Source organism: Sphaerisporangium sp. NPDC004334 (genome assembly GCF_053602655.1).
Genome location: NZ_JBSGDZ010000040.1, coordinates 15,035 through 38,337, shown reverse-complemented (window position 1 = coordinate 38,337; position 23,303 = coordinate 15,035). Strand labels below are relative to the sequence as shown.

Here is a 23,303-nt window from a genome sequence, read left to right as displayed (position 1 = left end):
TCAGACGGGGTCGATCGCGAGGTCGGTGACCTGGTCGTCCTTGATGCCGAACACGAACGCGAAGGACAGAGGCCCGCCGGGGAACTCACCGTCCCCGGAGGCCACCAGACGGTCGCCCGCGAACGAGGTCGGCGTGATCACGATCTTGGGGGTGATCAGGTGCCCCTGGATCCACTCGCGGATCTCGGCCTCGCCGGCGTAGGTCGTCCCGTCATCGCGCACGGTGGCCCCGTCGCCGAAGACCGCGGCCAGCGCGTTCGCGTCGTGCGCGTTGGTGGCCGCGATGAAGTTCTCGACAGCCTTGGGAAGGGTGATGTCGTCCATTTCTGCTCTCCGGTCTTCTCGGGTGCCAGGACGCGGGCGCGTCCTGGCACGTCCCTGCAGCACCTCGGCATCACGATGACGATGCGGGCGGCGACCCGTCACGGGCCGTGCAGCGCGGTGACCAGCTCGAGGTGCCGAGCAGGGGTCAAGTCGGCATAGACATGCGCGGGGCGCATACTGATGAAGGCTTCGTCGGGTCGGTTGTGTGTGGTAACTCAATCCACCTCGACGAGGCTCCTCGCGTTCGCGGCAAGGTCAACTCCCGCGAGTTACAGACACAACTTCTGGCAACAGGCTTAGAAGTCAGCACCGCGCGAGAGCTTTTCGTTCGCGCGCAGCTCCGCGAGTGCGTTCTCGTGCATCGCAACAACGACGTCGTAGCCAGAGTTGCCGAGCACGATCCGTTGCGGCGGAACGGGTGCGTTCATCGCGCTGATCACGGCCTGCACTCCGCGTTCAGGGTCACCCGCTTGCTTGCCGTTATGTTCCACGAACGCCGCCTTGACGCCCTCGACCAGCGGCACGTAGGCGTCGACGGTCTCGTTGACGGGCTCGTTCTGGAAGCCGGCGAAAGCCTTGGTGCGGAACGCTCCCGGCTCTACGACGAGCACGCGCACACCGAACGGCTCAACTTCATGGCGCAGTGTCTCCGACAGTCCTTCGAGCGCGAACTTCGCCGCCGAGTAGTAGCCGAACCCCTGTGCGCCGACGAGGCCTGCCACCGACGACATGTTCACGATCCAGCCGTCGCCGCGTGCCCGCATACCTGGCAGGACCGCGCGCATCACCTCGACCACGGCGAACAGGTTGAGGTCGAACGTGCGGCGGATCGTCTCGTCAGGGGCCCCCTCGACCGAGCCGAACCAGCCACGGCCCGCGTTGTTGACGAGCACGTCGATCCCGCCAAACCGCTCCTCTGCCGTCTTGACCGCCGCACGCACCTGCTCGGCATTGGTGACATCGAGCTGGAGAACCAGCACACGGTCGCCGTACGGTTCAGCCCATTCCTGCAGTTCAGAGGGCCGACGCGCTGTCACCACCACCTGATCGCCCTGTTCCAGTGCAGCCTCGGCATAGACCAGGCCGAACCCTCCGGGCGTCCCACCAGTGACGAACCAAGTCCTCATGGACTTCTCCTCTCGCTATAGCGAGCAATGTAGCGCTATATGGACTACTGTAGCAACCATGCAGAACGCACGGGATCGACTCCTGCTCGCCACGGCGGAGTTGCTGGAGGGCGGCGGCACGGTGGCCACGAGGGCGGTGTGCGAACGCGCCGGGGTGCAGGCCCCGACGCTGTACCACCACTTCGGCAGCAAGCAGGGCCTGATCGACGCCGTGCTGAACCACGGCTTCACCCAGTACACGGCGGTCGAGAGCTCTGGCGACCCGCTGGACGACCTGCGCGAGGGCTGGGACAGGCACGTGCGGTTCGGGCTGGAGCACCCGTCGTTCTACGGGCTGCTATACGGCCGCGTCGAGCCGGGAAAGCCCTGCGCCGTCACCGCTCCCGCGCACGCCGCGTTGCGCGAGCGGTTGACCGCCGCCGCCGCCCAGGGCCTGCTCAAGGTGCCAGCGGACGAAGCCGCCGAACAGGTGCTTGCCGCCAACGTCGGCATCACGCTCACCTTGATCAGCCAGCCGGAGCCGGACTTCAGGCTGTCCGGACGCGTCCGCGAGGCCGCGCTGGCCGGAGTCCTGCACACGCCCTCCGCCGACGCCCCCGCGACCCGTGCGAGCGCCGCACTGACGTTGCGTGCGCTGGTCGGCAACGACCCGGGCGACCTCACCCCTGGCGAACGCGCGCTGCTCGGCGAGCTGCTGGACCGCCTGGCCCGCTAGAGCACGCGGTGTTCCTCAGAGGGGCCGCACGACCTCATCGCTCTGGACGCGCGGCCCCACCCGGATGTGCCGCTGCGCTACTTGGTCAGGTAGGGCTCGATGTCCTCGAACTCGGTGACCCGCCGCACCTCGATCGACATCTCCTCCACCACCTCGTCCTTGCCGTGGGCCACCGGATCGGGGTACTCGCCGTAGCGGGGTGGGGAGTCGAACGAGGTGACGACGGCTGCGCGCATGACAGGGCTCCCGACCGAATAGTTGGTATTACGAATCATCTCAAGGATGGTTCGTAAGACGAATTGAGTCAAGTACGCTGGCCGGGTGAGCGTGAAACCACACACGACGCGGGGCGCCGAGACCCGGCCCGACGGCGAGACGATCGTTGACGCGCTCGCCCAGTGCGCGTTCGTCGTGACGGGCGCGCTCACCAGGGTGGGCGCCGAGCACGACCTGTCGCTCACCCAGCTTCGGGTCCTCGGCATCCTGCGCGACCGCACACTCAAGATGTCGGAGCTGGCCGACTTCCTCGGGCTCGAACGATCGACGATGTCCGGCCTGGTCGAACGGGCCGAGCGGCGCGGGCTCCTCCAGCGCGCTCGCAACCCGGTCGACAGCCGTGCCATCGACGTGTCCATGACCGCCGCTGGTCTGGTGTTGGCCGAGGGGGTCCGCAAGGACCTCGAGCGCGCCTTGGCCCCCGTGACCTCCCGGCTCAACGCGGACGAGCGCCGGATGGTCGCTCGGCTGTTGCAGCGCATGCTCGGCCGTTAGCGTGAACCCCGCCCCGTTCGCGACGTGACGAGTTCGCCGTCGCCGGCCTCGCGGGGCTGAAGGTCTTCGCGCCGCGCGACGCGCGGGCAGTCGCGAAGATCAGGACCGTGTGGTCGGGACCTGGTATCGGCGCTTGTGCTCGGTGACGTCGAGCAGTTGTCCCCCGTTGGCTTCGATGACCCGTTGCGATGCGGTATTGGTGGTGTCACACATGACCAATGCTGCCGGGGAGATGCCCAGAGATCGGGCGATCGGCAGCGCCGCGGCGAGCATGGCCGTCGCGTGACCCTGGCGGCGTGCACCGGGGCGGACGTCATAGCCGATGTGACCGCCGAGCTTCTCCAGTGCCGGGGTGAGTCTGTGGCGGATGGCCAATCTGCCCAGGAAGTGCTCGCCGTCGGCCCACCACAAGGTGGTCATGGGCACGAATCCCGGCCGTACGCCCGATTGGTTCCGCTCGCCGAGCACGCGCGCGGTGTACGCCTCGAAGGCCGCCGAGTCGACCAGAGCCCGCGGGTCGACGTCATCGACGAACCAGGGAACCGGATGGTCGTGGTCGGCGCGGAACTCCGCCACCGCGGCCAGGAACGATGTCATCAACCTGCCGGTCGGATCGACGAATTCTGGCATGGCTACCATGATGCCCGCGAGGGTGGGCCGAGCCGAACCGTTGTCGATTCTCGCCGGGACGAGCAGACGCGCCGACCGGTTGAGGTGGATGAGGCGGGCCGGCGACCCGGGCCGGGCGTCCGTCGCCGGGGGTCAACGTGAAGTTCCACGCCCAGACTGCGGGCGGCAGCCCACAGCCTGGGCCGTCGCCAGGACGGCACCACCGACCGCGTACGCGGGGCGGCGAAGGCGCGGGGCGGCCGAGCGGATGAAGGTGGTGGGTATCGGAGCGCTCTTCTTCAGGGGATGAGGATCGTCTTGCCGCTTGTGTGGCCGCCCTCGGCGTCGCGGTGCAGTGCCGGGAGTTCGGTGAGCGGGCGGGCTGCCGTGATGTCCACGCGCACCATGCCGCTGTCGATGAGGGTGATGAGTTCGGCGAGCTGGGCGGGGTCGTTGCGGGCGACGAAGTGCGTGGCCGTCACGCCGGTTCCAGCCGGGGGTTTCACCGGGATGGTGATCGAGACGATCGAACCGCCGGGACGGACGGCACGGCACAGCGCCTCCGCGGCCTCGGGCGGTATCGGGACGAGGTTGAACACCAGATCCACCGGGCGGTCCAGCGTCTGACGCGGCGGGACCCGTGTGTAGTCGATGATCTGCTCGGCGCCGTAGGCGCGGACTCGTTCGGCGCTGCGGGGGCCGGCGGTGGCGATGACGTGCGCGCCGGCATGGCGGGCCAGTTGGACGGCGAACATGCCGACGCCGCCGCCCGCGCCGTTGATGAGGATCTGGGTGCCTGGTTCGATGCGGGCGTGTTCGAACAGTCCCTGCCAGGCGGTGAGGCCGGCGACCGGGATCGCCGCGGCATGGGCGATCGGAAGCGTGGAAGGAGCGCGTACCAGCCGGGCAGCGGCGGCGGTGAGGTAGTCGGCCGCCGCGCCGCCTTCGTCAAGACGGCCGACGACGTGGTCGCCGACCTTCAGGTGTTCGACGCCGTCTCCGGTCCGGACGACCGTCCCGGCGGCTTCGGAGCCGAGGGTGAAGGGCAGGTCATGCGGGACGATGTCCTGCATCATGCCAGCCCGGAAGCCGACGTCCGAGGGGTTGAACCCGGCGGCGGCCACACGCACCAGCACCTCCCCCGGTCCAGGGTGCGGACGGGGTACCTGCTCATGGCGGATCACGTCGGGCCCGCCGAAGGCGTGGACGCGCGCCGCCATCATCGACGCGCCCGGACTGTCAACGGACTGGCCCGATACGGGTTCTGCTGTCATGAGTGTTCCTGTCTGAAGCGGCACCAGGCCCTCGCTCCGCACGGGTACCGCTCCTTGCTGATCTTTGAGTGATTCGACCGTAGGACCGATGCCTGAGACGGACAATGCGTGTTCATCTCGGATTCTTAAGAGAGCGTCTTGGCGGTGAGAAGCGTCGCTAGGCTCCGGGGATGGATGTGCTGAGCGATGTGATCGCCGTGATGCGCACCGGTGAGCCGCGATCGGCCCTGGTCGAATGGCCGGTGCCGTGGGGGCAGTGGTTCCGGACGGTGCCGGGAGCGGCGGGATTTCAGATCGTCTTGCGCGGCCCCTGCTGGTTCATCCCCGAAGACGGTGACCCCTTCCCGCTGGCCGTCGGCGACGTGGTGTTCCTTCCGCATGAGAGCCGGCACGGCCTGGCCGACGCTCCGTCCACGCCCGTGGCCGACCACGTCTGTGACCCGCAGGAGGACGTCAGGTTCGAACGCAGATATGCCGCCGCACCGGCCGGCCGGGCGCGCGCCGGCTCCCCGGTCACGGTGACGTTGTGCGGGGCCTACCAACTCGACGCCGCTCGCGCTCACCCGCTGCTGAACGATCTGCCTCCGCTGCTGCACCTGCCCGCACGGCCCGGGCACCATCCCCGGCTGCGCGCCGCGGTCGATCTGCTCCGCGCGGAACTCGAAGAGCCCCAGCCGGGCATCGGCGCCCTCGTGCCCGCTCTGCTGGACACGCTGTTGCTCTACATCCTGCGGGCATGGCTCGCCGATCAACCGGTGGGCGGCGGGGCCACCGGATGGGCGGCCGCGCTCGCCGACCCGGCTATCAGCGCCACCCTTGAGGCGATCCATCGCGATCCCGCGCACCCTTGGAGCGTCGCCGGCCTGGGCGCACACGCGGGACTGTCGCGGGCCGCCTTCTCCCGTCGTTTCACAGCGCTCGTGGGGCGGCCACCGCTGGCTTACCTGACCTGGTGGCGGTTGACGACCGCGATGCGGCTGCTGCGCGACACCGACGCTCCGCTGAGCGTCGTGGCAGAACAGGTGGGGTACGGCTCGGAGTTCGCCTTCGCCAACGCGTTCAAACGCGAACTCGGCCTCGCGCCCGGACGCTACCGGCGCGACAGCCGCTCGTCCCACCAGCCGAAACCGGCGGACTCCGGTCTCGCCCACGCCCCGGCCTCCCATTGACACCGGCCGCATTCATCCGCGACCCCATCGCCGAAGGCGCCGGTCCGTGGACGCGACCGACATGATGATCTAGTACCATGCCGGCTCAGCGGACCTTGGCATGTCAGAGGAGAGGGCGGGACGCGCTGCCTTCGGTGTCTCGAACCGCCTGACCGGAGGAGCCGATGCTGAGATGACGGCAGAGCGACCGATGCCCACACAGGACGACGTGCTCGGGTACTTCGACACGCTGTCGAACTGGGGACGGTGGGGTGACGACGACGAGCTCGGCACTCTGAACCACATCACCGACGACGTCCGGCGGGCGGCGGCGCGGGCCGTGCGCCACGGCAGGAGCGTGTCGTGCGCGTGGGAGGTCGCCGTGCCGGAGGAGATGGAGCGGTCGACGACGACGTGCCCGTGCGCCGCCGACATGCCGGGTGCCGAGAACATGCCGGCGCCCGGATTCCGCAACGACCGGCGCTGGGGCTTTTCGACCGAGCGTCTCGGCATCACCTTCCACGGCAACACCCTCACCCACCTCGACTCTCCGTGCCACATCTACTGGGACGGCACGATGTACAACGGGCGGTCGCACTCGCTGGTCGACGCCGCGACGGGATCGTCGTGGGCGTCCGTCACGGCGGCGGCGAACGGAATCATCACCCGTGGTGTCCTGCTGGACATCGCGAGCGCGCGGGATGTGCCGTGGCTGGAACCGGGGCAGGGCGTGTTCCCCCATGATCTCGAGGAGGCCGAGCGTCGCCAGGGTGTGCGGGTGCGAGCCGGCGATGCGGTACTGCTGCGGACCGGCCATGGCCGCGTCCGGCACGAGACCGGTGCGGCCGGCGGTTTCACGCAGGCCGGCTGGCACGCGTCCTGCCTGCCGTGGCTCTATGAACGGGAGGTCGCGCTGATCGGCGCCGACACCCCCCAGGACGTGCAGCCGTCGGGGTACGAAGACGTGTTGATGCCGGTCCACGCCGTGAGCCTGGTCGCCATGGGTCTGTGGATGCTCGACAACTGCGACCTGGAGGCGTGCGCGACGACGGCCGCCGACCTCGGCCAGTGGGACTTCCACCTCGCGGTCGCGCCGGTCCGCTTCGCCGGTACGTCCGGCAGCCCGGTCAACCCGATCGCCACATTCTGACCGGGGCCCGCGCCGGTCGGACTGGTGCGGCACATCCGATCGGCGCGGCCGGCTACGCGCGAAGCCGGTGGTCAGTGCCGGTCACGGCACCAGGCGCCGCCGCTCGAGACGGATCCATCGAAGCCGTGGGTGAGGACGGCGCTCGGAACGCCGACCGGTGATCATCGCTGGTGTGCCGTGGCCGGTCATGGCATCACGACCAGTCGCCTGCCTTTGAGGTCGCTTCGCTGCCAGGCGGTCTCGATGTCGCTCAGCGGGACCTTCTCCACGTCGAAGGTGAGCTCGCCGGACCGCGTCCACGTCAGGATCTGCTGGTACACCTCTTCCATGGTCCGCGGGTCGAGCCCCTTGGCCGCACCGTAGATCTCCACGCCGGACGTGCGCAGGCTCGAAGCGGCGAGGGCGAGCTCACTGCCGGCCGACTCGCCGATCTGGACCACCCGGGTCGGCTTGCCGAACGCGAACGACCTCGGCACCAGCGCGCGCAGCAGGGTCTCGCTGGGCCTGCCCCACAGGTAGTCCACGACGACGTCGTAGCCGCCGTCCCCCTTGGCGTCGAGGTACGCCTGCGCCAGAGCCTCGTCGGAGACCGCGGTGTTGATCACCGTGTCGGCCCCGATGGCCTGTACCTCGCGCAACTGGTCGTCGTCGCGACCGGTGGCGACGATCCGGCCGGCGCCCAGCAGCCGGGCCACCTTGACCGCGAGCCGCCCGGCCACCCCGGTGGCGCCCTGCACCAGCACCGTCTCCCCGGGGACGAACCCGGCGGCCGTTTTCATCGACATCGCGGTGATGGCCGAGGCCATCACGGTCGCCACGGCCGGGTCGACGTCGTCGGGGATCGGCACGTAGGAGCCCTTCGGTACCACGGCCTTCTCGGCGAGCGCGCCGTAGGGCAGGCGGATGTCGCCGAACCCGACGAGCGTGCCGTCCGGGAGGGCGCCGATTCCGTCGAAGGCAGGGATGACCGGGAACCGGCCGAGGTACTTCTCGCCGGCGTAGTGCGTGCCGGCCGCGATCGCCTTGTCGACGTTCTCGACGGCGACCGCCTTGACGTCGATGATCACCTCGCCGTCGCCGGCCACCGGATCGGGGAAGTCCTCATAGCGCGGGATGCCGCCGGCCTCGTGGAGCACCGCCGCCTTCATCCCAGCTCCTGACCGAATAAGCGGGCGATCCGCGTCTGCCACGCCGCGAGCACTCGAGGCGGACGGGCCGGAGCGTGGTTGAACCCGTGGCGGTGCGAACGGTGGTGCGCGCCATCGTGCGAACGGTGGTGCGGGAGCGAGTGCCTCCACCCGTGGCCGTGGCGGACCTGTCCCTGGTGGCCGGCCGGCCGCTCGGTGTGCACCGGAATGCCAGGTATGCGATGGGTCGCCCAGTGCAGCAGGTCGCGGAGCGAGTGCCGGTGTCTCATCGTTGCCTCCTCTGACGCGTCTCTCTATCAGTGATAGAGAACTCTATCACTGATAGAGTGCGCAAGGGAGGTAGCGGAATTGGTTCTGGACAAGCAGCGGATCGTCACCGAGGCCGTCGCGCTACTGGACGACGAGGGCCTGGACGGCGTGACGACGCGCAAACTGGCCGCCCGGCTCGGCGTGCGGTCTCCGACGCTCTACTGGCACATCCCGAACAAGGCGGCGCTGGTCACCGCGATCGCCGAGGCGATCCTCGATCAGCAGTTCCCCGAGCTGGTATCCCCCGCGCCGGAGGAGTGCTGGCAGGCCTGGCTGATCGACCTGGCCGGGCGGCTGCGGCGTGCGTTGCTGGCCCACCCTGACGGAGCCCGGATCATCGCGGCCTCCCAACTGTCCCTCAAAATGGCCGCCATCTCCGAACTGGCGATGAGCACACTGGTCGGGCGGGGCATTCCCCTGCGGCAGGCTCGCCTGATCGTGTTGACGGTGTTGCGCTTCACCGTCGGCTACGTCCTGGAGGAACAGGCCGGCCGCCCCGACGCCGACGCCTTGGACGGCTTCGACATGGCCGCGTACGCCACGGCGTACCCCACCGTGATGGCCGGGGTGGCCGAGTACTTCCAACCCGGCCGCACCGTCGACGATCTGTTCCGCGATTGCCTGGAACAGATCATCCATGGTCCTGCCGCACAGTCCGGCCCCACGTCCTGACCGGTCAGCCGCTCCGCAGGCGAGTGAGCCCTGACACGAGCGCCCCGAGTCGCCCAGCAGAGCAGGCTGGCATCGTCGCCGTCTCCATAGGCCCTCGCCTGTGGAACAGCCGTCCCGGCGGGGAACATGGTGGACTTCCTTCGCAGGCGTGGCACCTCAGGAAGTCGGTGATGTGATGCCGTGGCGGCCGCGGTCCTGGTGAATCGGCGGGCGAGGCGGTCGAAGGCGTCGGTGAGTTCGTCGGGGCCGACGACCTCGATGTCGGCGTCGTAGCGGGCGATGGCGGCCGCACGCATCCAGCGGCCTGCTCGCCGGTGCCGGCACCACCCTCGACGACGAAGAACGTCGAACCTGGCGGTAGCTGCCGGAACAGGGGCGATTCCTCACGCTGTCGCGGTGAGGAACTGCGTCTGGATCTGGGTGGGGCGATCGGCCACGGTCACGTGGAAGTGGTCGACCGCCGCCACCTCGTCCGCGTCGTCCGCGTTGCCGACCCGCCAACCGGTCTTGGCGAACAGTACCAGCCAGGCGTCGCGGGATTGGATCGTGTGCAGCGGTCCCGCGCCGCCGAACATGACGTCGTCCACAGTGGCGACGACGAGGTCGGAGTCGAGGTCGGCAGGGTGCACCTCGGCGGTCATGGCCAGGGTGCTCCCTGCCGCCGCGCGGTCGAAGAGCCCCGCCATCAGTGATGCGACGTCGCCGGGTTCCAGGAACAGGGCGAGGTGCTCGGCGAGGAACAGGGTCGGCCGGTGGGCGTCGTGCCCGGCGCGCGCCAGGACCTCGGCGACATCGTCGGTGTGGAGGTCCACCGCGACCAGGGCGAGGTGCGCGGTGTCGGTGCCCGTCGCTTGGAGGCGGCGAGCCTTGTCCGCGACGATGCCGGGCAGATCGAGGTCGAAGAACCGCACGCCGGAGTGCCGCAACCGCAGGGCGCGGTCGTCGTAGCCGGCGCCGAGGTTGACCACCTGGGTGACCCCCGCCGCGATGGCGTCCAGCACGAGCCGGTCGAAGTACGCGGCGCGAGGCGCCAGGAGTGCGAGGGACAAGGAGATGTCGCTGGGCTCGCCGTCCGGGCCGATGGCCCGCAACCCCCGGACGAGCGCACGCCCGGCGTCGGGGTCGCCTTCGGCGGTGGACGGCCGCTCCAACTCGGCGCGCCCGAGGGCGCACACCTCGCGGATCATCGTCAGCAGCGGATTCTCCCGCGTCATGGTCTGCTCCTTCGGTGCTGGACGCGTGCGTCCGGGCAGGTGCGATCGCGCGGCGGCACATGCCGCCACGGCGAGGAACGAGGAATAGGGAACGAGGAATGCGGTCCGACGGGCCCGGATCGGGCGCGCTACGCGTCACCCGGGTCCGGCAGACCGGCGGTGATCTTGTCGAGCAGCACCTGGAGGGTGGCTCGCTCCGACTCGGTCAGCGGCGCGAGGATCGATTCGTCCGCCGCGGCCATGGCCTCGTCGCGCCCGGCGATGAGCGCGACCCCGGCGTCGGTCGCGAAGACGCGCTTGCTGCGTTCGTCGCCGTCCTCGAAGCGGCGTTCGACGAGCTCTCGCGCTTCGAGGCCGCGCAGGACGCCGGAGACGTTCGCCGCGCTCGTACGGGTCGCCCGCGCGATGTCGCGCTGGATGGCACCGGGATTGGCGGCGAGATGGCTCAGCACGAACGCCTGCTGCAAGCTGAGTCCTCGCGCGCGGATCCACTCCTGCCCCGCCCGCACCTGGGCCCAGTTGATGACCCTGAGACTTTCCAGGGGGCTGGTGGGGAGGTCTTCCGGCTGCTCCATACCCCGAACATAACCATTAAGGACTTAACGGTCAACTCCTTAAGCGATCGGGCCATGCGGGACACCCTGCGACGCTGCCCGCCGAGGCGGGGGTGCCGGCCCGTTCCGGATGAGGCGCTTGCCCGCGTCGCCGTGAACCGGCCCCGCCAGGCCGCCGCCGCGATGCTCCGGCGCGATGAGGCGAGCCGCGCACTGACGCCACTGGAGAACGTCGGGGCTTCTGCCGTCGAGCAAGGCATGGAAACCCGGGGAGCGATTGGCGTACACGAAACGGCGGCACCTGGAGCCCGGGTTCGCCGGCATGCTCGCCGAATGGCGACGACAGGACAGGGAGATCGCCGCCGGACGCCAGGTCAGCAATGCGGGAAATCACCCGAATTCTGCGTGTTCATCTTGTTTTGGCCGTTACCGCCTCTTCGCCGCTTACTACGGAAACCCCTGTAATGCGCAAGGTGCCCTTGGCGATACGAAGGGGAGTCTTTCGCTGGCCTACTCCCTAGAGGCGATCATGACGTTCATTCCCCAGCCCGGCTGCCGGACCAACATCACTCAGCCGTCCACTCTGCCCGGGGACCCCACGGTCGTCCGCTGGACCAACGACGATGGCACCTACCGGCAGTTGACCTATGACGGCGGCGGGCGCCTTGTGCGGGTGCAAGAAGGCAGTGTGTCGGAGGGATCAGGCAGCACCATCGACCAGTACACCCTACGGAACATCGACCCGGTCACCTGCAGCACGATCTCGACGGGGTCTGGATCGTGGATCCGCACCGCGGTCCCCGGTGGCGTGGACTCACTGGAACGGCGCGAGATCACGACCGACAGGTCCGGCCTGGTGACCACGTCACAATATTCCCAGAAAGAAAAGACGGACGCGGATGGTCGCTATCACATTATCGGCGACAAAACGGTCACCACGATCGACGACGTCGGCAAAGTGGTCACCGACCGATATGAGGACGACCGGGCGATGCTCCCAGGGGGCCTGATCGAGGGAGAGAGCCTGCTGGAGGTCAGAGAGCATTTCGTGAACGGGAAAATGACCGACCGCAGCGCCAGTTTCACCGACAAGCCCGACAACCCAGGCCAAGGCAATCAGAGCACGACCGCGGTCGAATATCACAGCGACGGCGGCGCGACCATCCAGACGATCAGCCGAGAACCGGGTCGCCAGCCTGATGTGAAGACCACACGGGTGGACAAGGACGGCAACCCTCTGGAGTCTCCGCTGCCGGACGACGATGACCGCCCACGTCCTGCCCAGCCCAACCCGCTGGCCCTTGGCGACGATGACCAGATAGAACCCTCCACGGAGTTCGAAGACAGAGCCCACTCCTTCACAGCGCCCGAGGAGGTGGTCAAGCAGAGCACGGCCACAGGTTCAGGATGGCCGACGTCGGCGAGAGCCGGACGACAGGCCCTGTCGCACGAAGAGATCGTCGCCCGCGCCTTCGAGGGCCTCTACCCTGACCGCTGAGTTCGAGGGTCTCTGTCCGGTGAGCCGTAGAACTCGCCGTAGCCGGCCCGCCCGTCCAGGGCCAGTACGCGCACCATGGCGTGATCCCGCACGCTCAGCGAGACCTCTTTCTCCTGCGGCAGAGCAGGCCAGAGCTGCTCGGTCTGCTCGTCGGTGAGTACCGCGACCCGGCTGCGCCATCCGGCGAACATGTGCAGGGTCGCGTGCGCGGACATGGCCACGATGCGCGGGGTCCGCGGCAGCTTCTGCAGCAGCAGGGCGTCATCGTCCTGGTCGCCGCCCGCCTGGACGCCGCAGGCGATCTCTCTCGCGGAGAAGGACGGCCCCTTCGTCTGGAGGGACGTCGAGATCTGCGCCACCCATGCTCATGTCCATGGGCAGCCGGCACCTCTACCGGCTGGGGGTGGTTGGGCGGCTGCCGCGACGATGATGCTGTTCAGGAGAATCGCGGTCATTGTGCGGGGCACGGCCTCAGCCGCGGCGCCGGCTCCCCGGTCGCCCTGTTCCAGTTGCTTCGCGCGTGTGATCACCGGGGTCGTCCAGGGGATGTGCGGGTGGAATCGAGGCAGGGTTCCGCTAGCCGACAGCAAGGCCGTGAGGGCGCCGACGCGTGCGGTAGGCTCCCCGCCGTCCACGAGAACGGTACGCACGCTCTCCAGCAGCACCGCTCGGCGACCGGTTACTCTCTCGACCAGTGCGGTGGTGTGGAACAGACCGAACGCCTCCTTGTGCACCTGCTGGATATCGCCGCGTGCGATCAGCTGTGCCCGAAGCTGCGGTCCGGTCCCCGCGAGGGCGGCCTGGACGCTTCGGGGCTTCTCGGCGACATAGGTCCAGACGGAGCGGTTGATCTCATCGAAGGGCGGGACCTCGCCAGAGGCATCGGCTCGTGCGGCGCTCACATGAGCCCCGTCGGATGTGAGCCGACCCGCCAGCGTCAGGTCGCTCAGCACGGCGCCCGCGAGAGTGTGGCCGCGGCGATCATTCCGGATTCGGGCTGAACAGCAGGAGCAGGAGATCCTCCGCCAGCGAAGGGCCGCCGTGCTGGGGCTCGCCTCCGTCGAGCGGCTCGGGCGATGTGGCATTCACGTTGCGAACTCCTTGTCGCGCGGGTCATCGTGTGGTTCTCGAAACCCAGTACAAGCGGGGTTCCCAGAACATGGTCAAATCACCGAGCAGACTGTGGCTTCTCGCCGTCTCCGCGGTCGTCGGATGACGGCTGAGCACTGACCATGATGCCGGCGCGGGTGAGCACATCGATCTGGGCGGGGTTGTCGTCGTCGGCCTCGTGGAGCAGGTGCGCTCGACGGAGCACGTCGACCTGCGCGGGGTTGTAGAGCGCCCTGAGGGCGTGACCGGCGGCGCGCCGCGCCGCCTCGGCCTGGCCTGGTGTGGTGGCCCGCGGCTCCAGCGTCACGGCGTGCTCGGTGGCGCCCGGGACGATGAAGGGCGCGAGCTGCTCGGCGAGGGCCTGCCGGGTAGCATCGTCGGCGTCTTCGGGCAGGTCGCGGAACGCCTCGTCGAGATCGTCGTTCGGGTGTGCCGCGAGCGTCCGGCGCAGCACCTCCATCGACTCCTCCGAGAAGAGCTGGGCGTAGATCGTCAGCAGGGCGCGGTCGTTGTCGCGCAGGTCCTGGACGAGGCCGCTGAAACTGGTCGGCACCTCCGGTGACGCACCCGGCTGCGCCAGGGTGGCCAGCTCCCGCCGGATGCTCTCCAGCCGCCGGACCCTCGCCTCGAGCTCGGCGTCGACGGTCCGGAAGATCGAGGCCTGCCCTTCGCCGCTCGTGCCCATCTCGGCCACCTGCGCGAGCGGCACGCCGAGCCCGGTCAGGCGCTTGATCTGCAGGAGCCGCGTCAGGTGGTGCACCTCGTAGCGCTTGTAGCCGTTGGGCTCGCGGTCGGGCTCGTCGAGCAGTCCGACCTGGTGGTAGTAGCGCACCGTCTTCACCGTGGTACCCGCCAGGTCGGCGATCTCGCGTGTGCTCCAGGTCATGGGTCCTCACCTCGTCATCCGGTGCGGGTTCTAGGTCGTGATCCGTACACGTCGCTCGCGCACCCAGACGAGGACGACCATGGCGATGTTGACGGCGGCGAGGATCAGGATTGCCTCGTCACCGGTGTCGGTGGACCGGTCGATGGTGTAGGCCTCGCCGTCTGCCATCAGCGTGTTGACGCTCGAGAACAGGACGTTGTTGGCGATGTGGAACGCGGCCGGCGCCTCGATGCCGCGGCTGATGATCGCCATCAGTCCCGTGGCAACGCCGATGAAAGTGTAGTAGCCGAACAGCCAGGGGTCGCTGGAGCCGTGAACGACCGCGAAGGCCAGGCTGGAGACCACCAAGCCGACGGCGAGGGCCGGGCGAACCGCGCGCACCCAGGACGCGGCGGCGGGCAGCACGGCGCTGCGGAACATCAGCTCCTCGCCGACGGACTGGATCGGGGTGCTCAGCACGGTGATCAGCAGTATGAGGATCGTCGTTCCGGAGACACCGAACGCGACCCAGCCCGGGGACTCGGGGGCAACCAGCGCCACCACGCCGATGCCGGCGCCCACCAGCAGGGCCGCGCCGAGCAGGTACTGCGCCAGGCGCCGACCGTCGAACGCTCGAGGCGAGCTGATCAGGCTGCGCCACGGCACCTTCGCCAGCCGCGCCAGCAGCAGGATCGCCACCACGCCCGCGATGCCCACGCTCAGGTTGACGGCCAGGAGCTTCAGCGGGGTGAAGGTGGCGGACATCGGGTCGTCGTTGTCCTCGATGACGCCCACGACCTGGTACAGCAGGATCTGCAGGAGCAGCATCACGACCGGCGGCACGACGAGGACGACCAGCGGCCTCCACCAGCTCATGCGGACGTGGGCACCGAACGGCCGGGAGCCGTCGACACCCGGCCCGCGACGTCCGGGTGCCAGGCCGTCGGCCTGGTGCGGTGAGCTGGGGCGCGCGGCCGTGGCCGGGGTCTGGTCGGGTCGTGGTGCGGACATCGGGCGGTCCTCCTGGGTCGAGATGGTGTTCCACGCACTAGCGAACACCGTGCCCTGGGGGCACACTCAAGCCGCCAGTGGGGCCAAGGGCCAGCACCTGTCGTGGTAGGCCAGCCAGGCCGAGGACCGTCCCCCAGCCGCACATCTTGGGTGTCAGCCCACATAAGCCCAAAACCCACATTGAGTGGATCTTGAGTGGCTCCCCACTGACCTGTAGTCCCGGGAAATTTCCAACATATTTGCCTGACCTGCGGCGACGCAAAGGGCCTGGACGGCGTTCGCGAGACATCTACGGTGGGGATCACGGGCGATGACGAGCCGAGGTTCGGCCGCGGCCAAGGACGGCGGCCGCTGTGGAGCGAGCCAGGACGTAGTGCGCCTCCCGCGCCGTCAGCACGATGATCTTCGTGCCGTACGTCGACCACTGATCGGAGACATGGGTGTACGTGGAGAGCACCTGACCGCCGTGGATGACCGTGTTCCGGCCGCTCAGAGTCTTGCCCCGCACGGACAGTGATCACCAACCCGTCAAGCGCAGCCGTTACCGCTGGTCAGGCGGTACTTCGTTGAAATTTCTTCATTGCTGCCAGGACCCCCCTACTGGGCGACGTGGCGGAGACGATCACGTACGGGATGCGGCTGACTGGCTTCGAGGTCGCGCGCCCGCACCGAAGACCTGCCGCCCGACCTGCCCACGATGACGCAGAACCAGCTCAGGGCCCTGGTCATGGACGTGACAGACGGCTGGCACCCCCTCATCCGCCGGACGATCGCCCAGTGGCACGAAGTCTTCCCGCTGGACCTGCGCACCAGCGTCCCGATTCCAACCTGGCGGACCACCCTCGTCACGCTGCTCGGCGACGCCGTCCATGCCATGAGCCCGGCGGCCGGGGCCGGCGCCAACCTGGCCCTGCGCGACACGGCGGCGCTCACCGCGGCACTGGCCCACGGCGGCCCGCTCGTCCCCGCGCTACGCTCCTACGAGCAGGAAATGATCGACTCCGGATTCGCCGCGGTCCGCGTCTCCGCCGCCAACGGCGCCCGCGTTCTCGGCCAAGACCCTCTGCCCGGTTGACGGCGCGTGACCCCGGTCGAACGTCCCCATCAAGAGTGTGGCACTACGCCGGGAACAGCCACCGCAGTGCGGTGAGGCTCTTGGTGAGGTAGCTGCTGTGGCCGGTGTCGATTCCGTAGGCCATGTCCTCCAAGACGCTGCACCTGGCGTAGAAGGCGGCGCGTGCGCCGATCGCCTCGGCCTCGTGGGCGCCGGTGCGGTACCTGCTCAGGGCCGCACGAACGGCGAGGGGCCCGAGGTCGCGGTAGATGAGGCCGAAGTCATAGGCGGGATCGACGATCGCGGCGTCGCTCCAGTCGATGACGCCGGTCACCGCCCGCCCGGCCGGGTCGACCAAAACGTGTTCGATCCCCAGGTCGTTGTGGGAGAACGCCAGAGCGTGCCCGTCGGCGGGCGGCGGCGCGTCGAGGAACGCCTCCACCGCGTGGCGGTACACCGGCGGCACCTGGCCGGCGACCATGGCGTAGGTCTCCGCGGCCTCACGTAACCACAGCTCCTTGGGCTGGTCATCGGTGTCCACCAGTTCGGCCATCCGCCCGATCGGAACACCGTGCAGCGCGTTCAGCAGCTCGCCCAGCGTGGCGGCGATGGCGGCGGTGCCGGCGGTGCCGGCGGTGCCGGCCGATCGCCGCGACGCGGGGAGGTCGATGAGCGGTGTGCCGGGGAGTTTGAAATAGGCCAGACAGCCCTCCTCCGCGACCGTGAAGCTCGGCTCGGGGACGGGCAGCGGTGAGATGTCCGCGACGGCCGCCAGAAGGCCGGCCTCGTCCCTCACCTGCGCGGCCCGGACCGCCGGGTCCGGCTCCTTGGAGAAGCGTACGATCAACTCGCCGTTGACCTCGTAGGCGATGTTGTCCTGACCTTCGCCGAGGAGCACCACCGAGTGGACCCGATAGCCGGGCAGCCGCATGGCCACGACATCCTGGACGTCTCCGGCACGATCGCGGCCCCGGCTCTCCATCCCGCGACTCTAGTACGGCGCCGGGAAGCCGGAGTACAGCCATCAACGGTGAGCAGATGATCTGCGGTCTGCGGAGGGACGGCCTGTTCCACCAAGACCGGCGGCCCGTAGGAGCCGCCGGTGCGTGGGTCACGCGTCGACCGGTCCCATCAAGTCGACGTACGGGTCGCCTCGGTCTGCTCATCGTTGCGGGATTCGCCGACGGTTCCGTTCAGGAGGCATGGCTGGTGTAGGAGAGGGTGGTGCTGCCCGGGTACGGCGCGCCCAGGTTGAGGTCATCCTTCGCGGAGTCGGTGAAGCCGCCGGTGGAGGGGGGCCAGTACAGCGTCAGCTTGCTCTTGTCGTAGACATTGGCGTTGGCGGTCCGGTCGCTGCTGACGAGCTTCAGGTGCCTTTCCACCGCCCAGGCGTAAGCGGCGCCGTAGGTGAGCTTGACAGCGCTCACGCCCACCCTGACGGTGAAGCCGGCGTAGTACCTGCCGACCGACTGGCCGCTCTCTGGGGCGTTCAGGATGTGGTCGTGGAATTCCCCGGGCGCAAAATCGTCGTGCCAGGTGTAACCGAAGCACCTGGACAGGCTCAGCCCGGGATCGTTGACGCAGACGGTCGCGGCCGAGTCGACCGCCTTGACCGCGGCGGCGTGGGCGGCGCCGGCCGGTCCGGCGAGAACGGCTCCGGCGGCCATCACGGCGGCGGCCAGGGACATCAGCGGGGATTTGACGGACATGGATTCTTCTCCATTCGATGTGTGTCCGATTCGACGTCCCCGACGGTAGGCGCTTCCAGAACTTTGTTCGGTGTCGAAAATGCGAACTGCAGATGTGACGCCGGTCACAGCGGGACACACCTCCGCACTCCCCGGCTACACGCTGACCGGCGCTGCTCCTCTGTCCGCGATCGTTCCGTCGTCGCGGCAGATCTCAGGCCGCCGGCAGGTGTCGGGCGAGGAAGTCGCGGATCAGCGCCGCCACCTCTTCGCCGGCGGTCTCCAGGAGGAAGTGGCCGCCTTCGAACAGGTGGATCTCCGCGTTGGCGGTGTCGCGGGCGAACGCGCGGGCCCCGTCCGGGCCGAAGAACGGGTCGCACTTGCCCCACGTGGCCAGCACCGGCACCTGCTTGCTGCGCAGCCATTCGTGCAGCGCCGGATACAGGGGCGGGTTGGTGGCGTAGTTCAAGGACAGGCTCAGCTGGACCTCCGCGTTGCCCGGCCGCGAGAGATAGGCGTGGTCGAGGTGCCAGGTGTCCGGGCTGACGATGCTCGGGTCCTCGACGCCGGTCACGTACTGGTCCCGGATCGCCTCGAGGGTGAACAGCCCGCGCAGCGCCGCCTCGTTCTCCGGGGTCTGCTCCCGCTGGTAGCGCCAGATGCCCTGCCAGGTGTCGGCGACGAAGCCCTCGTCGTAGCCGTTCCCGTTCTGGCTGATCACCGCGACGACCGCGTCGGGGTCGCGGATCGCCAGCCGCCAGCCGATCGGGGCGCCGTAGTCCTGGACGCCGATCGCGTAGCGGGTCACACCCAGTTGCCCGAGCAGTCCGGCGGTGAGGTCCGCCAGCGCGTCGAAGCTGTAGTCGAACTCCTCGACCGGAGGCGCGTCGGAGAGCCCGAACCCGAGGTGATCGGGGGCGATGACCCGGTACCCCTCCAGCCGAGGGATCAGGTCGCGGAACATGAACGAGCTCGTCGGGAAGCCGTGCAGCAACACGATCGTTGGCATGCCCGCCGTTCCGGCCTCCCGATAGAAGAGTCGGTGCCCCTCGACCGTCGCGTACCTGTGGTGCACCACCGCACTCATCGCCCTAACCCCCATAGTCACCTTTGTTGGTTAGACGGTAAGCATGGGAGTGTAACCTTGTCAAACAAGAATGGAGGTTAGAACGACGATGAAGGTCGAAAGCCTGGACGAGGGGCTGCTCCTGGCCCTGCTGAACACGACCCCGACCGTCGCCGGAGAGGTGACCGATCGTCTCGCCGACCCCGAGGAGGCCGGCGCCTGGATCGCGGAGCACGCGGGCGAAGCGCATCTCGGCGAAGACCTCGCACTTCTGCGCTCGACCCGCGACACGCTCCAGGCACTGGTGCACGACCAGGCCACGCCGGCGGCGCTCGCCCCGGCGCTCCACGGCGTCAGCTACCAGCCGCTCATCAGCGACACCGGCATCAGCTGGCGGCTGGCGACGCCTCGCGAGCACATCCTGGCAGCCCGAGCCATCGTGGCCTGGGACGCACTCCGGCACACCGCCCCCGGCCGGCTCCGCGCCTGCGAGAACAAAGACGAGTGCACGCTCTTCTTCGTCGACCACTCCAAGAGCAACAGCGCCCGATGGTGCTCGATGGCCGGCTGCGGCAACCGCATGAAAGCGCGCCGCCACTACGAACGCCGGAAGAACGCCCCGGCCGTCAACTGACATCCCAGGCGCTCGGAGGCGGGCTGAACGTTTCAGCGCCGCGGCCCGGGCTCTTCTCGGTCGCCGATCGGCTCGCCGGGACCGGCAGGCGGTGGCGTTCGCCCAGGCTGAGGCGGGCGTCGGTGCGGCAGCGACCGGCCGCCGCGCGAAGGGTGATCAGGCGGCGTATCACCCGGCGGACGCCGTGACGGGCGACCGATCGCGACCCTCCACCTAATCTTTGATCCCGGGACGTCGGTCGGCGGTGCGCCGCGTGGCGTGCCGGTGGACCCCGTCCCCGACCGGCGCTCTGAGGCGGGCGGCGGCTGCCCGTCGTCGTTGCCGAAAGGACGCCCAGATGAGACGGAGTCTCGCCACTTTCGCGGTCACCGGACTGGCCGCCGCGCTGGTCGTCTCCGGTGGAGTCGCAGCGGTGACGATGCCGGCGGCGGCCGCCGCCGGGTGCAAGGTGACCTACAAGATCGTCAATCAGTGGGGCGGCGGCTTCCAGGGCGATGTGGCCATCACCAACCTCGGCGACCCGGTCAGCAGCTGGAAGCTGGAGTTCGACTTCCCCGACTCCGGCCAGAGGATCGGGTCCGGCTGGAACGCCACGTGGACGCAGTCGGGCGCGCACGTGACCGCGACCAGCATGTCCTACAACGGCTCCATCGCCACCAACGCCACGGCCAGTGGCATGGGGTTCAGTGCGAGTCTCACGGGCGCCAACCCCGTGCCCAACACCTTCTGGCTCAACGGCGTCATGTGCAGCGGGCCCGTGACCCTCACCCCCACCCCCACGGTCACGCCCACCCCCTCCCCGACGCCGACGCCCACACCGACCGTGACACCCACACCCACACCCACGCCCACGCCCACACCCACGCCGACGCCGACGCCCACCCCCTCGCCGGGGACGCCACGCCCGGGCGTCGGGCCGTGCACGCCGGGCACGAGTTACCCCAACCCGCTGCCGTCGACGTCGGTGTCCGCCACGAAGATCCGCGACGGGTTCAACTTCCTGGAGGGCCCGGTCTGGGACGCCACCACCCAGACCCTGCTGCTGTCGCTGATGCGTGACGGCACCGGTTCGGAAGGCGTCCAGCCCGCGGACGTGCTGCGCTTCACCGAGCCGAACACCTTCGAGACCTTCATCGCCGGTTCCGGCAGCAACGGCCTGGCGCTCAGCCGGGACGGAGGCACGTTGCTGGCCGCGACGCACGACCAGCGCAGCGTCTCCTCCTTCCGCCTGTCGGACCGGACGCGGGGCGTGGTGGCCTCCTCCTACCAGGGGCACGCCTTCAACTCGCCTAACGACCTCACCGTCGGAGCCGACGGCACCGTCTACTTCACCGACCCCGACTTCCAGCGCGCGAACCGCACGGACCAGATGTCCGGCCGCACCGGCGTGTTCCGGGTCAAGAACGGCGTCGTCTCGCTGATCGACGACACCATCCGGGAGCCGAACGGCATCGTGCTCTCCCCCGACGGCAAGACGCTCTACGTCGGCGGCAACGGTTCGGGGAAGGTCTACAAGTGGCCGGTCAACGCCGACGGCAGCGTCGGCACGCGCGCCGACTTCGCGTCCCTGAACGGTTCGGACGGCGCGACGATCGACTGTGCCGGCAACCTCTACCAGGTGTCCTACAACGACGGCAAGGTTCACGTGTACGCGCCGTCCGGGGCTCAGCTCGGCACCATCTCCGCCGGGCTGAACACCACCAACGTCGCCTTCGGCGGCTCCGACGGCCGGACGCTGTACATCACCTCGGGCACGCCCTCCCGGGGCGGTAACAGCGGCAACTTCGGCCTCTACCGCGTCCGGCTGAACGTCCCCGGCTGGCCGTACTGACCTCGCCGTCACCTCGCCCGGGCCGGGTGCCCTGCCCGGGCCGACGGTCGCGCCTGGTCAGGCATGGGAGGGGATCTCGCCGCGCTGGTGGGCGCGCCGGTCGCCGCTCGTCCGCGGTGTCGGACCACCTCGCCGCGATCGGGTCGAGTGTCCTCTGAGCTTTCTCCGCTCCGCCCGTGATGGATCCCGGTCCGGCGGCCCGCATGGTCGTGCGGTCGCAAGGAGCCTCGGCCGGCCCGGGCGAGCCGAGTGCTCGTATGTCGCCGCGAGCCCGGCGCGGGCGGGGTGGGCCGGCTGATTTTCTCGCGGGTTCTGTCACAGGGCCGGTGGGCTGTCCTGTCTTAGCTGGCGATCGGGGTCCGGCGTCCATGTGCGCGACCCGTCCCGAGCGTCCCTTTTGGTGGCGGTGCGATCCGCCCCTTCCCGAACACCGAGGTAGGACACCCATGGAACACCCGCGACCGCCAGAGTCCGCCGCCGCCTCGGCGGCACGGATCGACACGCTCGACAGTCTCCGCGAGCACCTGCAGTGGGCGATCGAGCTGGAGCACGCGACCTTGCCGCCGTACCTGTGCGCGCTCTACTCGCTCGACCCGGACCGCAACCCGGAGGCGGCCGAGGTGGTGGGCGGCGTCTTCGTCGAGGAGATGCTGCACCTCGTGCTGGCCGCCAACCTGCTCAACGCCGTCGGTGGCCGGCCACGGCTGGACAGGCCGGAGATGCTGCCGCCGCACCCGCGGCGGTTGCCGCACGGCGACAGGTCCCTGGAGCTGTCGCTGCTTCCCTTCGGCGCCGAGGCGCTGGAGATGTTCCTGCGTCTCGAACGGCCGGCACCGCCCGGTGGTCCGGCGGAGGGAGACGCCTACGAGACGATCGGGCAGTTCTACGCCGCGATCGAGCAAGGACTGCGCGACCTGTGCGACCGGCTCGGCGAGCAGGCGGTCTTCTGCGGCGATCCGTCCCGCCAGGTGAGCGCCGGCCACTTCCGGCACACCGCCGGGCGGCTGGCGGCGGTCGACGGTCTGAAGTCCGCGCTGGCGGCGCTGGAAGAGATCGTCGAGCAGGGCGAGGGTGCGGCGGGCGGCGAGGTCTGGGACGGCGACCAGGATGTCTTCCACCCCGAACGGGACGAGGTCGCGCACTACTACCGGTTCCAGGAGCTCAAGGCCGGTCGGCGCTACCGGCGGGGCGACACCCCGCAGACCGGGCCCACCGGCGAGACGATCTCCATGGACCCGGCCGGCGTCCTGCCGATGCGGCGGAACCCGCGGCTGGCCGACCACGCCCCGGGCAGCCCGATACGCGTGGCGCAGGAGGAGTTCGGCCACGGCTACCGCGAGCTGTTGCAGGTGCTGCAACAGGCCTTCAACGGCCACCCCGAGCTGCTCGGGCAGGCCACGCGCGCCATGTACGCGCTCAAGGCCCAGGCCCAGGCCCTGATGCGAACGCCCGACGAAGACGGCACCACGGCCGGGCCGATCTTCGAGTACCTACCGCCCGAGTCACGCTGACCAAGCGCGAACCTGGACGG

26 protein-coding genes are annotated in these 23,303 nt (G+C 69.3%); 10 read left to right on the top strand and 16 right to left on the bottom strand.

Translation table 11 applies throughout. From position 1 onward, the window contains the following. Positions 1 to 324 carry a nuclear transport factor 2 family protein gene (locus tag ACWEN6_RS36550; RefSeq protein WP_452576574.1) on the bottom strand — a complete coding sequence of 108 codons (324 nt, stop codon included), beginning with the start codon at positions 322 to 324 and terminating at the stop codon, positions 1 to 3. 296 nt (positions 325 to 620) lie between these two features. After that, positions 621 to 1,451, bottom strand: coding sequence for an SDR family NAD(P)-dependent oxidoreductase (locus ACWEN6_RS36545; protein WP_452576573.1), 831 nt, complete (start codon positions 1,449 to 1,451; stop codon positions 621 to 623). A 58-nt stretch (positions 1,452 to 1,509) separates the two neighbouring features. On the opposite strand from ACWEN6_RS36545, the gene ACWEN6_RS36540 reads away from it, so the two are divergent. Then, the gene (locus ACWEN6_RS36540; protein ID WP_452576572.1) at positions 1,510 to 2,166 is read left to right on the top strand and encodes a TetR/AcrR family transcriptional regulator; all 657 of its coding nucleotides are present in this window, start codon (positions 1,510 to 1,512) and stop codon (positions 2,164 to 2,166) included. Between the two features lie 77 nt (positions 2,167 to 2,243). On the opposite strand, the gene ACWEN6_RS36535 is transcribed toward ACWEN6_RS36540, so the two are convergent. Beyond that, on the bottom strand, positions 2,244 to 2,402 hold the full coding sequence (locus tag ACWEN6_RS36535; protein ID WP_452576571.1) for a hypothetical protein: 159 nt from the start codon (positions 2,400 to 2,402) through the stop codon (positions 2,244 to 2,246). 85 nt (positions 2,403 to 2,487) lie between these two features. Between ACWEN6_RS36535 and ACWEN6_RS36530 the strand changes: the two genes are divergently transcribed. Continuing rightward, positions 2,488 to 2,937: a MarR family winged helix-turn-helix transcriptional regulator gene (locus ACWEN6_RS36530; protein WP_452576570.1), complete on the top strand. Its 450-nt coding sequence runs from the start codon at positions 2,488 to 2,490 to the stop codon at positions 2,935 to 2,937. A gap of 99 nt (positions 2,938 to 3,036) precedes the next feature. Here the strand turns inward: ACWEN6_RS36530 and ACWEN6_RS36525 are convergent, their stop codons facing one another. Beyond that, the gene (locus ACWEN6_RS36525; protein ID WP_452576569.1) at positions 3,037 to 3,567 is read right to left on the bottom strand and encodes a GNAT family N-acetyltransferase; all 531 of its coding nucleotides are present in this window, start codon (positions 3,565 to 3,567) and stop codon (positions 3,037 to 3,039) included. Positions 3,568 to 3,845: 278 nt separating this feature from the next. Next, complete coding sequence (locus tag ACWEN6_RS36520; RefSeq protein ID WP_452576568.1) at positions 3,846 to 4,820, bottom strand: NADP-dependent oxidoreductase; 975 nt, start codon at positions 4,818 to 4,820, stop codon at positions 3,846 to 3,848. A 170-nt stretch (positions 4,821 to 4,990) separates the two neighbouring features. On the opposite strand from ACWEN6_RS36520, the gene ACWEN6_RS36515 reads away from it, so the two are divergent. Together ACWEN6_RS36515 and ACWEN6_RS36510 are read left to right on the top strand one after the other, a co-directional pair. Next, a complete protein-coding gene (locus tag ACWEN6_RS36515) occupies positions 4,991 to 5,989 on the top strand; it encodes an AraC family transcriptional regulator (RefSeq protein ID WP_452576567.1) in 999 nt (332 codons plus the stop codon). Positions 5,990 to 6,161: 172 nt separating this feature from the next. Further along, positions 6,162 to 7,118 (top strand): cyclase family protein, encoded by a 957-nt coding sequence (locus ACWEN6_RS36510; RefSeq protein ID WP_452576566.1) that lies wholly within the window; start codon positions 6,162 to 6,164, stop codon positions 7,116 to 7,118. Between the two features lie 185 nt (positions 7,119 to 7,303). Here ACWEN6_RS36510 and ACWEN6_RS36505 read toward each other — a convergent pair whose 3' ends face one another. Further along, positions 7,304 to 8,266 carry a quinone oxidoreductase family protein gene (locus ACWEN6_RS36505; protein ID WP_452576565.1) on the bottom strand — a complete coding sequence of 321 codons (963 nt, stop codon included), beginning with the start codon at positions 8,264 to 8,266 and terminating at the stop codon, positions 7,304 to 7,306. A gap of 348 nt (positions 8,267 to 8,614) precedes the next feature. On the opposite strand from ACWEN6_RS36505, the gene ACWEN6_RS36500 reads away from it, so the two are divergent. Beyond that, the gene (locus ACWEN6_RS36500) at positions 8,615 to 9,247 is read left to right on the top strand and encodes a TetR/AcrR family transcriptional regulator C-terminal domain-containing protein (RefSeq protein ID WP_452576564.1); all 633 of its coding nucleotides are present in this window, start codon (positions 8,615 to 8,617) and stop codon (positions 9,245 to 9,247) included. A 383-nt stretch (positions 9,248 to 9,630) separates the two neighbouring features. On the opposite strand, the gene ACWEN6_RS36495 is transcribed toward ACWEN6_RS36500, so the two are convergent. After that, on the bottom strand, positions 9,631 to 10,461 hold the full coding sequence (locus ACWEN6_RS36495) for a class I SAM-dependent methyltransferase (RefSeq protein ID WP_452576563.1): 831 nt from the start codon (positions 10,459 to 10,461) through the stop codon (positions 9,631 to 9,633). Between the two features lie 128 nt (positions 10,462 to 10,589). Next, positions 10,590 to 11,036, bottom strand: coding sequence for a MarR family winged helix-turn-helix transcriptional regulator (locus tag ACWEN6_RS36490; protein WP_452576562.1), 447 nt, complete (start codon positions 11,034 to 11,036; stop codon positions 10,590 to 10,592). A 301-nt stretch (positions 11,037 to 11,337) separates the two neighbouring features. Here ACWEN6_RS36490 and ACWEN6_RS36485 point away from each other — a divergent pair, with 301 nt between their 5' ends. Next, the gene (locus tag ACWEN6_RS36485; RefSeq protein ID WP_452576561.1) at positions 11,338 to 12,513 is read left to right on the top strand and encodes a hypothetical protein; all 1,176 of its coding nucleotides are present in this window, start codon (positions 11,338 to 11,340) and stop codon (positions 12,511 to 12,513) included. On the opposite strand, the gene ACWEN6_RS36480 is transcribed toward ACWEN6_RS36485, so the two are convergent. From ACWEN6_RS36480 to ACWEN6_RS36460, 5 genes are all read right to left on the bottom strand, one after another. Beyond that, positions 12,498 to 12,872 (bottom strand): hypothetical protein, encoded by a 375-nt coding sequence (locus ACWEN6_RS36480; RefSeq protein ID WP_452576560.1) that lies wholly within the window; start codon positions 12,870 to 12,872, stop codon positions 12,498 to 12,500. The genes ACWEN6_RS36485 and ACWEN6_RS36480 overlap by 16 nt on opposite strands. 6 nt (positions 12,873 to 12,878) lie before the next feature. Further along, positions 12,879 to 13,466, bottom strand: coding sequence for a GOLPH3/VPS74 family protein (locus tag ACWEN6_RS36475; RefSeq protein ID WP_452576559.1), 588 nt, complete (start codon positions 13,464 to 13,466; stop codon positions 12,879 to 12,881). 215 nt (positions 13,467 to 13,681) lie between these two features. Then, the gene (locus tag ACWEN6_RS36470) at positions 13,682 to 14,509 is read right to left on the bottom strand and encodes a MerR family transcriptional regulator (RefSeq protein ID WP_452576558.1); all 828 of its coding nucleotides are present in this window, start codon (positions 14,507 to 14,509) and stop codon (positions 13,682 to 13,684) included. A gap of 30 nt (positions 14,510 to 14,539) precedes the next feature. After that, positions 14,540 to 15,499 (bottom strand): CPBP family intramembrane glutamic endopeptidase, encoded by a 960-nt coding sequence (locus ACWEN6_RS36465; RefSeq protein WP_452576557.1) that lies wholly within the window; start codon positions 15,497 to 15,499, stop codon positions 14,540 to 14,542. A gap of 301 nt (positions 15,500 to 15,800) precedes the next feature. Beyond that, entirely contained in the window at positions 15,801 to 16,007 is a 207-nt protein-coding gene (locus tag ACWEN6_RS36460; RefSeq protein WP_452576556.1) for a Tn3 family transposase, read from the bottom strand. Positions 16,008 to 16,196: 189 nt separating this feature from the next. Between ACWEN6_RS36460 and ACWEN6_RS36455 the strand changes: the two genes are divergently transcribed. Next, entirely contained in the window at positions 16,197 to 16,574 is a 378-nt protein-coding gene (locus ACWEN6_RS36455) for an FAD-dependent monooxygenase (RefSeq protein ID WP_452576555.1), read from the top strand. 43 nt (positions 16,575 to 16,617) lie between these two features. On the opposite strand, the gene ACWEN6_RS36450 is transcribed toward ACWEN6_RS36455, so the two are convergent. The 3 genes from ACWEN6_RS36450 to ACWEN6_RS36440 form a co-directional block, all read right to left on the bottom strand. Beyond that, positions 16,618 to 17,484 (bottom strand): phosphotransferase family protein, encoded by an 867-nt coding sequence (locus tag ACWEN6_RS36450; RefSeq protein WP_452576600.1) that lies wholly within the window; start codon positions 17,482 to 17,484, stop codon positions 16,618 to 16,620. Positions 17,485 to 17,746: 262 nt separating this feature from the next. After that, a complete protein-coding gene (locus ACWEN6_RS36445) occupies positions 17,747 to 18,262 on the bottom strand; it encodes a hypothetical protein (protein ID WP_452576554.1) in 516 nt (171 codons plus the stop codon). A gap of 193 nt (positions 18,263 to 18,455) precedes the next feature. Continuing rightward, complete coding sequence (locus ACWEN6_RS36440) at positions 18,456 to 19,250, bottom strand: alpha/beta fold hydrolase (RefSeq protein WP_452576553.1); 795 nt, start codon at positions 19,248 to 19,250, stop codon at positions 18,456 to 18,458. Positions 19,251 to 19,416: 166 nt separating this feature from the next. Here ACWEN6_RS36440 and ACWEN6_RS36435 point away from each other — a divergent pair, with 166 nt between their 5' ends. The 3 genes from ACWEN6_RS36435 to ACWEN6_RS36425 all read left to right on the top strand — a co-directional run bounded on the left by ACWEN6_RS36435 (position 19,417) and on the right by ACWEN6_RS36425 (position 23,283). Continuing rightward, positions 19,417 to 19,941, top strand: coding sequence for a CGNR zinc finger domain-containing protein (locus ACWEN6_RS36435; RefSeq protein ID WP_452576552.1), 525 nt, complete (start codon positions 19,417 to 19,419; stop codon positions 19,939 to 19,941). 337 nt (positions 19,942 to 20,278) lie between these two features. Further along, positions 20,279 to 21,772 (top strand): SMP-30/gluconolactonase/LRE family protein, encoded by a 1,494-nt coding sequence (locus tag ACWEN6_RS36430; RefSeq protein ID WP_452576551.1) that lies wholly within the window; start codon positions 20,279 to 20,281, stop codon positions 21,770 to 21,772. 446 nt (positions 21,773 to 22,218) lie between these two features. Beyond that, on the top strand, positions 22,219 to 23,283 hold the full coding sequence (locus ACWEN6_RS36425) for a ferritin-like domain-containing protein (protein WP_452576550.1): 1,065 nt from the start codon (positions 22,219 to 22,221) through the stop codon (positions 23,281 to 23,283). Positions 23,284 to 23,303: the final 20 nt, after the last annotated feature.